General features: G+C 62.8%; 9 protein-coding genes. 5 read left to right on the top strand and 4 right to left on the bottom strand.

Features of this window, described 5'->3' with window-relative positions; translation table 11 throughout:
- Nucleotides 1–255 precede the first annotated feature (255 nt).
- Nucleotides 256–2,340 (top strand): glutaminase family protein, encoded by a 2,085-nt coding sequence (locus AC5E6W_RS04680; RefSeq protein ID WP_491751104.1) that lies wholly within the window; start codon nt 256–258, stop codon nt 2,338–2,340.
- Nucleotides 2,341–2,722: 382 nt separating this feature from the next.
- On the opposite strand, the gene AC5E6W_RS04675 is transcribed toward AC5E6W_RS04680, so the two are convergent.
- From AC5E6W_RS04675 to AC5E6W_RS04660, 4 genes are all read right to left on the bottom strand, one after another.
- The gene (locus AC5E6W_RS04675) at nt 2,723–3,271 is read right to left on the bottom strand and encodes a phage tail protein (RefSeq protein WP_491751103.1); all 549 of its coding nucleotides are present in this window, start codon (nt 3,269–3,271) and stop codon (nt 2,723–2,725) included.
- 50 nt (nt 3,272–3,321) lie between these two features.
- A complete protein-coding gene (locus tag AC5E6W_RS04670; RefSeq protein WP_491751102.1) occupies nt 3,322–3,816 on the bottom strand; it encodes a phage tail protein in 495 nt (164 codons plus the stop codon).
- A 9-nt stretch (nt 3,817–3,825) separates the two neighbouring features.
- Entirely contained in the window at nt 3,826–4,332 is a 507-nt protein-coding gene (locus tag AC5E6W_RS04665) for a phage tail protein (protein ID WP_491751101.1), read from the bottom strand.
- A 231-nt stretch (nt 4,333–4,563) separates the two neighbouring features.
- The gene (locus AC5E6W_RS04660) at nt 4,564–5,601 is read right to left on the bottom strand and encodes a GNAT family N-acetyltransferase (protein WP_491751100.1); all 1,038 of its coding nucleotides are present in this window, start codon (nt 5,599–5,601) and stop codon (nt 4,564–4,566) included.
- Between the two features lie 194 nt (nt 5,602–5,795).
- On the opposite strand from AC5E6W_RS04660, the gene AC5E6W_RS04655 reads away from it, so the two are divergent.
- From AC5E6W_RS04655 to xrtJ, 4 genes are read left to right on the top strand one after another with little or no spacing between them, the layout of a single operon-like run.
- The gene (locus AC5E6W_RS04655) at nt 5,796–10,538 is read left to right on the top strand and encodes a beta strand repeat-containing protein (protein WP_491751099.1); all 4,743 of its coding nucleotides are present in this window, start codon (nt 5,796–5,798) and stop codon (nt 10,536–10,538) included.
- Nucleotides 10,535–11,911 (top strand): NHL repeat-containing protein, encoded by a 1,377-nt coding sequence (locus AC5E6W_RS04650; protein WP_491751098.1) that lies wholly within the window; start codon nt 10,535–10,537, stop codon nt 11,909–11,911. Before AC5E6W_RS04655 ends, AC5E6W_RS04650 begins: the two co-directional genes overlap by 4 nt.
- A 7-nt stretch (nt 11,912–11,918) precedes the next feature.
- A complete protein-coding gene (locus AC5E6W_RS04645; RefSeq protein ID WP_491751097.1) occupies nt 11,919–12,113 on the top strand; it encodes a PExPT-CTERM protein in 195 nt (64 codons plus the stop codon).
- A complete protein-coding gene (gene xrtJ, locus AC5E6W_RS04640; RefSeq protein WP_491751096.1) occupies nt 12,113–13,816 on the top strand; it encodes an exosortase J in 1,704 nt (567 codons plus the stop codon). Before AC5E6W_RS04645 ends, xrtJ begins: the two co-directional genes overlap by 1 nt.
- Nucleotides 13,817–13,826 lie beyond the last annotated feature (10 nt).

Raw genomic sequence — 13,826 nt, 5'->3', positions numbered from 1 at the left:
GCAGCGGTCCACACGTGTGGACCGCTGCGCGACGCCACCAGACCTCCATGTGTAAAGGATGTCCTGATAACGAGGTGTAAAGCATCTCGTGGAACTTGACAGCTCCATCGTGAAAGGGTGGGGTATCGTTTGCGCCAGCAAACGACCGGCGTTCTCGATGCTGGGTGCCCCACGTCTCGCCTTTGAGACGTGGGTTCGAAGACGCACACAAACTCCCCCGCCCCGTGTACCCTTCTTCCATCTGATAACGCTCCCATGAAAATCCTCCCACTCACGCTCGCCGGCCTCCTCCTTCCCGCCGCTCTCCTCGCGCAGCAGCCCCCCGCGCATCGCCCGCCCGCCGTGCCGCTCTTCGCCAACGACCCCTTCTTCAGCATCTGGTCGATGTCGGACACCCTCACCGGCGCCGTCACCAAGCACTGGACCGAAGCGCCCCAGCCCATGACCGGCCTCGCCCGCATCGATGGCCACACCTTCCGTTGGATGGGCCCCGAGCAGCATCACCGCGGCCTCGCCTCGCCCGAATCCATGCAGCAGCTCGCCCTCGAAGTCACCCCCCTGCACTCGCGCTATCGCTTGGCCGCCGCCGGCATCGAGCTCCGCGTCAGCTTCTTCACCCCGCTCTTCCCCTCCGACCTCGACGTGATGTCGCGCCCCGTCTCCTACCTCACCTGGCAAGCCATCTCCACCGACGGCAAGCAGCACAACGTCGATCTCCTCCTCGACATCGACCCCGTCATCGCCGTCAACGACGCCTCGGAGCAGGTCACCTGGTCGCGCACGCACACCCATGGCCTCACTGTCCTCAGCGTCGGCTCACGCGACCAGAACTACCTCAACCGTTCCGGCGATCGCGTCCGCATCGACTGGGGCTACTTCCATCTCGCTGTTCCCGACAGCGAAGCCGCGCACACCGAGCTCTCCTCGGACGCGCTTCACCAGTTCGTCACCAACGGCCATCTCGATGATGCCGACGAACTCGCCATGCCCAAGCCCGCCAACAGCTCCGCCGGCGGCGCCGCGCATCTCGCGGTTATGGTACCCATGGGTACCGTAGGCTCGCAGCCCGTCACGCGCCACATCCTCGCCGCCTACACCCAGACCTACGCCATCGAGTACCTCGGCCGCCGCCTCCGCGAGTATTGGCAGCGCAACGGCATGACCGAGTCCGAGATGCTAACCCGCGCTGAGTCCGACTACCCCGAACTCGAAGCCAAGGGCATCACCTTCGACCGCGAAGAGACCGCTGCCATGCGCAAGGTCGGAGGCGACGACTACGCCTATCTGACCTCGCTCGTCTTCCGCCAGACCGTTGCCGCCCACAAGCTCGTCGCCGACGTCGACGGCACACCCATGCTCTTCTCCAAGGAGAACGACTCCAACGGCTGCATCGACACCGTCGACGTCACCTATCCCTCGTCGCCCTTCTTCCTGCTCTTCAACCCCACGCTCCTCGAAGCCCAGCTCGAGCCCCTCATGCGCTACGCCTCGATGGACCGCTGGAAGTTCCCCTTCGCTCCTCACGACCTCGGCACCTACCCACTCGCCAACGGCCAGGTCTACGGCGGTGGCGAGCGCAACGAAGACGATCAGATGCCCGTCGAAGAGAGCGGCAATCTCCTCATCATGATCGACGCGCTCGGCCGCGCCCAGAGCAATTACAGCTTCGCCAGGAAGTACATGCCGCAGCTCACAAAGTGGGCCGACTTCCTCGCCGCCAAAGGCCTCGATCCCGACAACCAGCTCTCCACCGACGACTTCGCCGGCCACCTCGCCCACAACACCAATCTCTCCATCAAGGCCATCGAAGCCCTCGGCGCCTTCGTGCAGATCGCCCGCGGTGTCGGAGACCCGCAGCTCGCCGCGAAGTACGAACGCATCGTCCAGCCCATGCCCGCCAAGTGGATCAAGATGGCCGACGACGGAGACCACTTCCGCCTCGCCTTCGACCAGCCCAACACCTGGAGCCAGAAATACAACCTCGTCTGGGACGAGTTACTCGACGTACACCTCTTCCCCGCCTCTGTCGCCAAGAAAGACTGGGCGTATTACTCCACCAAGCTCCAGCCCTACGGCCTTCCACTCGACGAGCGCAAGAACTTCACCAAGCTCGACTGGCAAGTCTGGACCGCAACCCTCGGCGATCACGCCCAATCCGCCGACCTCATCCATCGCATAGTCGTCTGGGCCGACAACACACCCTCCCGCGTCCCCACCACCGATTGGTACAACACCGATGACGCCAAACAACAACACTTCCAGGCCCGCAGCGTAGTAGGAGGCGTCTTCATCAAAGCCCTGGCAGACCCCGCTGTAGTCGAACAATTCCGCTCCCGGTAGTTACAGCAACGTATCGGGAAGGATGCATCCGGGGTGTTGAGGACCGAAGGCACGCTACAACTCGCGGCAATCGACCATCAGCGGTAATTGGGGCGGACATCGACTCGCTTGGCAGTGTGGTATGAAGATGGCAGGCATCGGAACTTGCGTTCCGCTATTTGTTGAATAAAGACGAAAATTTCGAGGTTCGGAAGTCTCGATCTTGCCGCTCTCAGGTTTCGTGAATCTGTGCTCCCGGCATCACCCTGAAAGACCACGACTCGGACATCGTGCGCAAGACCGCCCGTGCTAAAGCGACAGACTCCCCTGCGCTGGAGCGCAAAGAGCCTGTCGCTTCGGCACGGGCGCGATGGTAGGCACTGTCCCGGCTGCAGGGTGAGCTTCAACCGCGCGTCGGATATTGCCCCTTCAGCGAAATACAGTAGTTGATAACGAGATATGGGCCCATGTTGTTATGAGGAATGCCGCTGCCCGCTGGACGTACTGCCGTCGCCAGCATGTTCACAAACCCGCCTGTAATCTGCGCCGCGGTGTTGTACACCGGTTCGGATTCGCCCCGTGCCCCTGTAGGCCCAAGGTACACAGTAGGCCCTGGAGTTCCAGTCTTGTTCGAGACGGCACTCGCGACGGGAAGCGTGTGGGTATGCCCGGGAAGTTCCGACCCCAGCAGCGTGACGTTTTCTTGGCCCCCCGTCTGGCCAATGTAGTAGTCACTCAAGCCCGGCCCTTGACCCTGGCCCACCGCGATGCTTCCCTGCAGATTGGGAAGGCCGAAGGTGCTTGTCCCGTTTCCGCCGTAATTCGTGCCCAATAGCGAAAACAGCGCCGAGTTTTGCGAGATGGACATTAACTGGCCTGCGCATAGCGCCCAGCCTGAAGGGGGGAAGTTGAAGCCGAACGGTCGGATCTCTCCGAGAAATGGATCGCTCATGAACTCCTCCTTGGAGTTTGGATTGGGAGTTGGGAGTTGAAGCGTTGACTCTAGCCCCGCGAGGGAAAAATTCCAGTAAGCGAGATACAAATCGACATCACAAGATAAGGAGGCATGTTGTTGTGGGATTGCCCTCCCGCATTGAGGCTCGATCCAGATCCGAGCGTTGTGTTCGCGGAACCGCTATAAAGCGCGGCGCTATACCCCGCCGGATAAGTGTTGACCGGTGTCGCCGACTGGCCTCTGTTTCCGGCAGCCAACATCGTGTGCGTGTGGAGCGGAAGCTCGGACAAGAGCAACGTGTGGTTTACCTGACCGCCCCTCTCCCCAATGACGTAACCCTGACTCTGCCCTACGGCAAAACATCCCTGCAGGTTCGGAAGGGCAAAGGTCTGGACGCCGTTGCCCCCGTAATAGGTTCCGATCAGCGAAAACAGAGCTTGGTTCTGTTGAATGCCCATGATCTGCCCGTTGCACAACGCCCATCCCGAAGGTGCGAAGTCGAACGGAAATACGTTAATTTGCCCGATAAATTGGTCGCCCATGGCTCTCTCCTAGCTTCGCGTGGGATAGATCCCAAACAGCGAGATGATGTAATTCATCACGGCGTAGGGCATCAGGTTGTCATGCGGTTGCGCCGGCCCGGCGGGTGCCAGCAGAGGAGCCGAGATGTTGTTCGGCGTATGGTCGTATTGCAGCACCGTGCTGTTCACGCCGAAGGTGTTATTGGTCGGGGCTATCCCCAAGGGTGTCCCCGTGCTCGCGCCGATCTGGTGTGAATGCTGCGCGATCTGCTGCGCTGTAAGTGTTACCGTTTCGGTGCCTGCGATTTGACCGGGCACCCAGTTCCCACCGCTGCTGTTACCCCAATGCATAGGCGAGCGGCCACGGAGGTCGGGCAGGTTGAACGTCGTTTGGCCGTTTCCACCATAGGTAGTACCAATCAGGTTGAAAAGCGCTTCGTTACCACTGATGGATAGCTGCTGGCCCTGGCACAACATCCAGCCCTCAGGTGCAAAATTGAAGCCGACGAGACGAACCTCGCCTACATACGGAGTCATGCGGATTGCTCCTTCGTTTGATGGAATGTCACAGAATGCCGTACCGCCCCTCGCGACGGAGATAACCTACCCCGGGCAGACGTGCAGCACAGACGCCGATGGAGAAAGTGAAGCGGTGAAAAGATACGATGAAAGGCCCGTTGTTTCGCCGGCGAAGCCCAACAATCGCACACCAGCGACGAGAACAAATTGCTTCCGTTACCGCACGAGACAGCGCGCCCCCCTGGCCCACTACGCTTGGGCCCGATTGAAGATGGCTTCGTACCTCATGAATCCTCGTTCCGGACCAAGCGGAGAGAGGAAAATCGTCATCGGACCTCCCTGCGGAGGATGAACCTCGACGCAGCCGGACGGCAGGATCGGCTCCAGTGGCCCATCGAAGCGCAGCACAAAACTGTCTCCCGACTTGTAATCCTTTGGCTGAACCAGCACCTCGACCCTCTTCAGCACGATCTCTGTCCGGATCGGTCCACCGTTCGCAGCAAAGGCCATACCAAGTAAGTTACGGAAGTAGGCCGACGTCCCGTCTTGTGGCGCCGCCGCAACCTCGGCCGCGGGCGCTTCGCCTCCATCGGCGGCGAGGCCGATCGCCTTTCGACCCTGCCACGTCATCCGCGCGTTAAAACCATCGCCTTCCGTAACCACGAAGCCTAGCCGTTGGTAGAGCCTTGCTGCCGGATTAGTCGCGCGTACCTCGAGTTGCACCTCGCGCTCCGAAGCCGCAGCCTCCGCAAGCACGTTCTGCAAAGCCCGGGTTGCCACCCCGCGGCCACGAAACTCCGGTGCCACCGCGAGGTCGACCACGCGGAGGACATGGGCCGAACGTTGCAGCGTGAGTCGCCCCGCGCGCGCTCCATCCACCCAGAGCACACGATCGTCCGCCTCTGGATATCGTGCGCTGTAAGTCATGTTGCGCCCACGGTACTGCAAGGCGAGCATCTGTTGTAGCGCGGCAGCTGGCAGTCCCAGGGGAGCGAGCTCCGGGGGCAGGCACTGGTAGAAGAGCTGCTCGAGGAAAACCTCATCATCAACCTGTGCTGAACGACTTACAAGATCGAATTGCTCTGCGATCACGCGGAAAAAGCTCCTGATTTGTGGACCGCCGAAGAGTAACACGGGTTTCCGATTTTGCAACAGTTCATTCTTTGACAAATTGCGCGATCTCTTTCGTGGGAACAAATTCTGAGCATGAAGCAAAAGTTTCTTGACAAGGACGGGTTTCAAGTTAGAGGCTTCGCAGTACACTGGCGAAGTTTCCATAACCGTCATAAGTTCGACCTATCCCCGATCGCCCATGTCGGTTGAGTGAGGCAGTCAGTATTGCCTCGACAAACAGCTATGGGAGCATCGGCTTACCGCGGAGATCTACGATGCGTCCAGGGCCTATGTCTTTTGTTATGAGGGCTTCCCTTGTAACTGCACTCCTTGTCTCGTCTACTTCTGTCCTGGTTGCGCAGAGCCGCATGTTCAGCGCCCAGCATCGCAATGGCGAGCACGCCCTGCCCCAGCAGATCTCCAGCTCCAATCCCAAACTGAACGCCCGGCTGGCTTCCCGCACCTTCACGGCCATGGTCACTGCCGATTTTGATAGCGATGGATTTCGCGATCTCGTCTCGGGCTATGCCACCTCCGCCGGAGGTGCACTGTTACTGCAGCGTGGTAACTCGCACGCCACCGCTCCTACCACGGAAGACATGGCGCAGATTCGTTCCGGGCAGCCTGTATCTCCTTTCGCTGCACAGGCTGTCGCCATTGAAGTCCCCGTCCGGCCCGACCTGTTGCAGGCAGGAGACCTGAGCGGCTTCGGGCACAACGATCTGATCTTCGCCGCAAAAAGCGGTACCGCGGCGTACCTTCTCGCGGGCGATGGCCATGGAGCCTTCGCCGCGCCGCAGACGATTACGCTCTCCGGAGCCATCAGCGCCCTCGCGATCTGGCGCAGTCCCGCCGCCGAGAATCTCATCGCTGCCGCTGTCTGTTCCAGCACGGGTTGCGGTGTGCAGCTCCTTGATCACAACGGCGCGCAGATTGCCTTCGTCCCCCTCCCCAAGGCTCCGAGCGATCTGCAGCCAGCCACACTGAGCGGGGCCAATGTTGAGGACCTGGTCGCGCTGACGGCCGACGGCGTGCAGGTCCTCGAAGGCGATTCCCTGTTGAACGGCCCGCCCCAGATGGAAACCATCTCTTCCGCTGGCGCCGCCGCCATGGCCTTCGGCGTCTTCGCCTTTGACCGCCGCGGCTATACCCAGGTGGCGGTGCTCGGTGCCGACGCCACCCTGCACGTCTATGCTCGCCCAGGCGTCGACCACACCGTCCTTTCCCACGCAGAAGCCCAGGCCGTGCGCATGCGCATGGCCAAGGGGCTGCCCCCGTCGGTGCACGCGGCCAAGGCCAGCACCTTGGGTTGGACTGAGGCCGAAACGGTATCGGAGGTCGGCCCTGGAGGGCCCGCCATCATGCTGCGCGGCCGCTTCGCGGGCGGCGGCTACGATTCGCTGGCCGTGATGGCGGGTGGGCAATATGTCACCGTCGATCACCCGCTCACCACCCAGAACGCTCTGCGCTACAGCACCCCCGTGGTCACCACCGACAGCTCCAGCTCGACGGTCGCCGCCGCCGTCGCCACCCGCCTCAGCGCCGATAGCCGCAGCGGCATAGTGACCGCCGATAGCCAGCTCCATGCGATGTACACCGTGCCCTCCGCGTATCGCACCATGACGGTCAACACCACCACCGACGCGACGGCGAACACCACCTCGGAAAACGCCTGCATCAACGCCACCGCAGGCTGCACGCTCCGTGCCGCTGTCACCGTCGCCGACAACGACGCCGGCTCCACCGGAAACACCCACGTCGACACCATCAATCTTCCCGCCGGCACCTATGTCCTTTCGGCCAACAACGGAAGCTCGCAGGACTCCATCGGCGACAAATACGACTACCTGGACATCGAAGGTTCGATGAACCTCGTCGGGGCCGGCTCGGCATTGACCATCATCAATGCCAACAACAACGACAAGGCATTCGATATGAACGTCGATCTGAATGCCACCCCCTTCGACGTCTACTTCTCCAACCTCACCGTCGAGAACGGTAAAGATGAGAACGATCCGAACGCGTGCGGCTTCGCCTGCGACAGTTTTGGCGGCAACATGGACGGCGATCTCGGCGGTCCTGGTCAGATCGGCTTCACCAACGTGGTGCTGGCCAACGGGACCGATCCCTTCGGAAGCGGCGGCGGCCTCTTCGTCTCCAACAGTCAGGAAAGCGGCAGCTCCGCAGGACTGGTCGAGCTCGACAACTGCACCATCTCCGGCAACAAGGCCCTGAACCAGGGTGGCGGGGTCTTCGTCGGAAACTGGATCCCCTTTACCTTCAGCTCCGACACCTTCACCTCCAACACCGCGTCGGAGACCGTGGATCAGACCGCATACAACGGTGGCGACTACGTTGGCGAAGCTCCTGGCGAGGGCGGAGGTCTGTTCATCGTATCCGTCGACGGAACTGGATACTCCAACCCCAGTCCGGCGACCGTTACGAACTCCACCTTCACCAGCAACACCGCTTATCAGGATGGAGGCGGCCTCTCGGTCTCGAACGGTGGAGTAACCATCTCCGGCAGCACCTTTACCAGCAACACGGTTACCGGAACCGGGACGAATATTGGTTACGGCGGCGCCCTGCTCCTCGGGAACCTCGACCACGCCGTGTCCGTCACCACCTCGAACTTCACCGGCAACAGCGCCTCGGTCAACGGGGGTGCCATCGATGTCGTGAACGGCGGCGCCTCCGGGGATAACGTCGTCACGGTCCAGTACTCGCGCTTCCACGGCAATACCGGTAGCGGCTTTACCGGCATCGCGGCGGGCTATCAGCAGGGCGGGACCGGCTACAGCAACACCACGGCCATCGACAACTGGTGGGGCTGCAACGGCCCAGCCTCAGGAACCGGCTGCGATACCGCCGGAACCTCCAACAGCGGCAGCGACCCAATCACGCTCACCCCATACACCAAACTGACCATCGCCCTCAGCACGACGACCCCCACGGCCAACGCTTCCTTTACGGCCACCGGCAGTCTTGGCCAGAACTCATCGAGCGTCATCTATTCGCAAGCCAACGCCGCGGCCTACGACGGTGTAGCCGCCTCGCTCTCCATCACGCAGAGCGGTGGTGGAACCACCAACTCCACGCAAACCACCCTGAACGCCACCGCCGCTCCCGTCACCTCCTACGCGGCCATTACCACCACCGCGACCGCCACGGCAGTCGGAGCCGGCACCGCCACGGTGACCGTCGATGGCACTGCCGTCTCCACCGTCTTCACGGTCGACGCTGCGGACCTCTCCGTGACCAGCACCCACTCTGGCACCTTCAAGCCCGGGGACACGGGCGATACCTACAGCCTGACCGTCTCCAACGTCGGCACGGCCAGCACCAGTGGCACGGTCAGTGTGGTAGATAACCTCCCGAGCGGCTTCACCGCAACGGCCATCTCCGGTACAGGGTGGACGTGCACCCTGGGCACACGCACCTGCACCCGCAGCGATGCGCTCGCCGCCTCCGTCACCTATCCCGCCATCACGGTGACCTTCTCGATCTCCTCCTCGGACGCGGGAACCTATACCAACTCGGCGACCGTGAGTGGAGGCAATGAACTCAACACCGCCAACGACACAGGGACAGACACCACATACGTCGTTGCTCCGCCCCAGATCTCCCAGGTCTTCACCCCGGCCACGGTTGCGCCGAACACCAACTCGACGCTGACCGTCACCATCACCAACCCATCCGGTAATACGGTCTCGCTCACCGGCGTAGGCTTCAGTGAGACGTTGCCCACTGGCCTCGTACTCTCGAATCCCACTGGCGCTGGCACCAGCTGCCCAAGTGGAACGATCACGGCAACCGCCGGCGGAACCACCTTCTCTGTCTCGGGAGCCACCATCGGAGCCGGCGGGAACTGCACCGCCAACGTCAACGTCAAGGCCGCCACCGCCAACAGCTACACCTCCACCAGCGGCGCCGTCACCTCCACCAACGGCGGTACCGGACTTACGGCCAGTGCAACCCTCGCCGTCACGATCACCCCCACCAACCTCGTTTACACGGCCGGCCCTCCAACGACGATCACCGCAGGTGGAAACGCCGGAACCGTGACCGTAGCGCTCGAGGATGGCTCCGGCAACGTTGCTACCAATAACTCCACGGCCGTCGTGACCCTCACCGTCACGGGGCCCTCCAGCTACAGCCAGACTTACAACGCTACCGCCTCCAACGGCGTAGCGACCTTCAATCTCAGTTCCGTGCCGCTGACCGTCGCTGGAACCTATACCTACACCGCGACCGCCAGCGGTCTTACCCAGGCACAATCCACAGAGACAGTGAATCCCGGCGCTGCTGCCGCCCTCCAGGTCACAGGCCTGGGACCGTTCACGGCGCCCGGAACCGCGGGCACCGTCACGGTGACCCCTGTCGACGCGTACGGCAATCTGGCTACCGCCTATACCGGAACGGTGGCGGTGACCAGCAGCGATAGCTCAGCCGTCATCTCGCCCACCTCCTATACGTTTGCGGGAGCGGCCCATAACTTCAGCGTGACGTTCAACACAGCTGGGACCTTTACGGTCACAGCAACCGACGCGGGCAATGCGAGCGTGACCGGCTCGGAGCCTGGCATCGTTGTAGCCGATTCCGTCTGGGTCCTCAACGCGAACACCACCGTGGTCGGCTTCTCCGATGCCGGATCGCAGATCACGACGGCCGGCACAGCCTCCGGCGCGGCCACCGCACTCGGTCTCGCGGTTGATAACTCCGGCAACCTCTGGGGTGTGCTCAACACCACCAGCACGGTCGAGGCCTACACCAAATCCGGTTCCGCGATCACCGTCTCGGGCAGCGCAGCCGCAGGCGTTTCAACGCCCACCGCGCTCGCCATCGATGGCTCCAGCCGCGTGTGGGTCGCCAACGGCAACAACACCGTCTCCGTGCTCAACGATGACGGCACAGCTGCCACCGGGGTCACTCCGGCCGCGGCCACCGCAGGCATCAATACGCCCGCCTCCATCAGCGTGGATAGCGCGGGCAGTCTTTGGATCGCAAACTCCGGAAATAACACCGTCACAGAAGTGATCGGTGCGGCGACGCCCGTCGCCGCGCCCACCGTCACCGCGGTGACCAACGCCACCCAAGGGGCCAAGCCATGAATCCACCTAAAGTAAGACCCATTGAGGGAGCCGAGACCGGCGGGAGGAGCTATGGATTCCGTCGTCAGGGACTGAAGTTCGCGCTGGCCGCGTCCTCCGCTCCTCTCTGCCTCGGGCTCACTGGCTGCACCGCTCTGCAACAGGCCGTCACCCCGGTCGTGGTCTCGGGGGCGAAACTGCATGGCACGGTGCATGGCGGCCAACAAGCCATCTCCGGCGCTGCCATCCATCTCTACGCAGCCAGCACCGCGGGGTATGGCGCCAGCGTCCCCGATCTCCTCAACATCACCGTGACGACCGGTTCCGATGGCTCGTTCAATTTTCCTTCCTCGGCCTACAGTTGCACGGCAGGCCAGCAGCTCTGGATCGTCGCCATCGGCGGAGAACCCGGCGGGGTTGCCGGGACCAACGCCAACGCTGCAAATCTTGCCGCCCTGGGTGACTGCGCCAACGTCAACGACAACACCTTCGTGAACATCAATGAGGTCTCCACGGTGGGCAGCGTCTTCGCGATGGCGCCCTTTATGACCGGGTACGCTGCTGTCGGCTCGAGCTCCACCAATACCGCCGGCTTAGCGCGCGCGTTCGTGTCGGTCAACAAGCTGGTAAACACCGCCACCGGCGTCTCCACCGGATCGGCCCTGCCCACCGGCGCCGTCGGACCCAGCTCGGAGATCAACACCCTGGCGGACGCCGTCTCCTACTGCATCAACTCCACCGGCGGCGTCGCCGGCGATGGCAGCGCCTGCGGCAACCTTTTCCTGTGGGCCACTCCCCCCGCCGGCGCGGCTCCCACGAACACCATCGATGCGGTGATGGACATCGCGCACTATCCCGCGCTCAATGTCGCCAACATCTATAACTCCGTCCATGACGGAGCGCCCTTCTCACCGCGCCTCTCCTCGGCTCCGGGCGATTGGACGATGGCGGTGGTCTACTCCCCCACTGGACTCAGCCAACCGCAGTCGACCACCGTGGACGGCAGCGGAAACATCTGGCTGGCGAACTCCGGCAACAGCACCGTCACGGTCCTCTCGCAGACCGGCTCTGTCGCGACCACCATGAGCGGCAACGGGCTCTCCTCCCCCTTCGCCATCGCCATCGACTCCAGTGGCAACGGTTGGGTCGCCAACCATGCAGGTTCCTCCGTCTCCGCCTTTACGCTCTCGGGATCTCCCGTCGGAAGCTCTCCCTTTACAGGGAGCGGAAACATCAGCCAGCCGTCCGCTCTCGCCATCGACGCTGCAGGCCAGATCTGGGTAGGCAACACCGGAACCAGCAGCCTCACGGTGCTGGGCAGCTCCGGAAGTTTCGTACGTCAGGTTACGAGTGGCGTCACAGCGCCCACCGCCATCGCGATCGATCCCAAGTAGAGGAACTATGAAGAAAAACCTGATTCTGAAACTTTGTGTGATGGCCGCGCTCCTCGGGTCCGCTGGGAATCTCCACGCCATTGGGGGATGCGACGATTCGCCGGAAGCGCCCACCGATGTTTTGCTGATGATCGGCGCGGCGGGCATGGTCTACGGTTCCTCCCTCGTGGCGAAGGTGCTTCGCCGCCGGCGCAACCGCTGATGGTGGCAGCGGTCGAATCGGGCCCGGTCTCTGAGTCTCCAGGCCCCGTTGCGTCCACGAGCCGCCTTCGCGGGAACTCGGTCTCAGAGCTGCGATCGCGCAGCGACAGTGTCACGACAGCCACGTTGATCGGCGTCGTCGTCGTGATGCTTGCAGGAAGTTCGGTGGTCTTTCCTGCATGGATGCAGCTGCGAGCTCTCTGGGCCAGCGATCCGCTGCGCTCCATTGCGGCATGGTTTCCGCTTCTCAGTCTGCTGGGAATCTTGCGTGCCTGGCGGGAGGAGCAATGGGCGCTGCAGGGAACCGCATGGGGCCTTGTACCTATCGTGATTTCGGCTCCGCTCGCGCAGTTCCTGGTCGTATTTAGGCCGCGTTTCAGTCTCCATGGACACGAGATCGCCTCCGCCGAAATGGGCCTCGCAATCTTCCTCTACGCGGCAGGAGCTGTGGTCCTTTTCGGTGGCGTCCGCCTGTTGCGAGCCGCGCTCGCTCCGCTTTGCCTCCTCTTGCTCCTCAACCCGGTGCCCCATCTATACAACTTGCTGGTGGACCTGCCGCTGCAGGAGTTCTCCGCGAACACAGCGCGCGCCTTCGCTCACCTGATCGGCCTGCACCCCAGCGGTGAGCAGCTGCGCATGATCTTCGCTCCCAACTTCGGCATGATGATCGTGCCCGGCTGCAACGGTGTGCGCGGCTCCGTCACGCTTGCTTATCTCGCGCTCATCTTCGGTTATGCCATCCGCGTGCGGCCCCGCCGGCTGGTCATGGTGACGGCGCTCGGCTTCGCCGCGGGCTTCGCGCTCAATCTCCTTCGGCTCTGCGTGCTGGTCGTCTATTACCGCGTCGGACTCGTGCTTCCTTCCCTCCAGCGTCACGGCGCTGGCGCGGACTATGCCATCGGCGGCACGCTCTTTCTCGTCGCTACGCTGGCCTTCGGATATTGGCTCCGTACGCTCGCTCCCCCTGCGATTGAATCCGCCGCGGCTCCTGCGCCGCTGCAGCCTGCCTCCGCACGTCAAGTGCGAGCCACGCTGCTGCGCGCTGTTTGCCTTCTGCTTCTCGCCCTCGCAGCCCACACCGTACAAGCGAGGCAGCCTGCCGAGACGGGCCTGGCTCCCCTGACCCTGGCCAACGCCGTAAAGCTCCTGCCTCCGCAGGTTGGACCCTATCAGCTGCAGCGCAGCTACGGCGAGCAGCAGTCGGGTGTGCTGATGATGGTGCTCGGAGACTACAGCACGGCGCCCTCCGGTGGCCTTCCCCCACAGCGGCTGACGCTTGGCTTCTATCTCCTCACCTCCGATCACATGGTCGTCGGCAGTAAGCGGGTGCAGGGCCTCTATCCGGTGTGGACCGGCAGCCTCACTGCGGAATCTCTCTCGCAGTCGCCCATGGTGCTTGCGGTCAGCTTCTTTGACGACGGCGCTCTGCGGCAGGAGATCGCGGAGTCCATCTGCTCCATGCAGCGTTGCTTCGCAACCATCTCCGGGCAAGGTCCACTGGGCCTGAAAATGAATGTCGGGAGCGCGGCCGATCTCACGCTCGGCCCGGGAAAACGGATTCCTATCTTCCTCCGTCGTGAGTGGCCCGACAGCGACCCGCGATCCTCCGATCAACTGCGCTCGGCCTTCGCGCAGGACGCCCGCCTCTTCCTCGCGAACGTCGACCTGCAGCGGCCCGTCGAGTCCGCCGGTCACCGTCCCTGATCCCCGCCCG

This window comes from Bryocella sp. (assembly GCF_058498515.1).
This window is presented reverse-complemented; position numbering and strand designations above follow the sequence as displayed.

Coding starts and splice junctions, on each gene's coding strand:
- AC5E6W_RS04660 (WP_491751100.1), bottom strand. CDS start 5,601: ATGACGGTTATGGAAACTTCGCCAGTGTACTGCGAAGCCTCTAACTTG.
- AC5E6W_RS04650 (WP_491751098.1), top strand. CDS start 10,535: ATGAATCCACCTAAAGTAAGACCCATTGAGGGAGCCGAGACCGGCGGG.
- AC5E6W_RS04645 (WP_491751097.1), top strand. CDS start 11,919: ATGAAGAAAAACCTGATTCTGAAACTTTGTGTGATGGCCGCGCTCCTC.
- AC5E6W_RS04655 (WP_491751099.1), top strand. CDS start 5,796: ATGTTCAGCGCCCAGCATCGCAATGGCGAGCACGCCCTGCCCCAGCAG.
- xrtJ (WP_491751096.1), top strand. CDS start 12,113: ATGGTGGCAGCGGTCGAATCGGGCCCGGTCTCTGAGTCTCCAGGCCCC.
- AC5E6W_RS04680 (WP_491751104.1), top strand. CDS start 256: ATGAAAATCCTCCCACTCACGCTCGCCGGCCTCCTCCTTCCCGCCGCT.
- AC5E6W_RS04665 (WP_491751101.1), bottom strand. CDS start 4,332: ATGACTCCGTATGTAGGCGAGGTTCGTCTCGTCGGCTTCAATTTTGCA.
- AC5E6W_RS04670 (WP_491751102.1), bottom strand. CDS start 3,816: ATGGGCGACCAATTTATCGGGCAAATTAACGTATTTCCGTTCGACTTC.
- AC5E6W_RS04675 (WP_491751103.1), bottom strand. CDS start 3,271: ATGAGCGATCCATTTCTCGGAGAGATCCGACCGTTCGGCTTCAACTTC.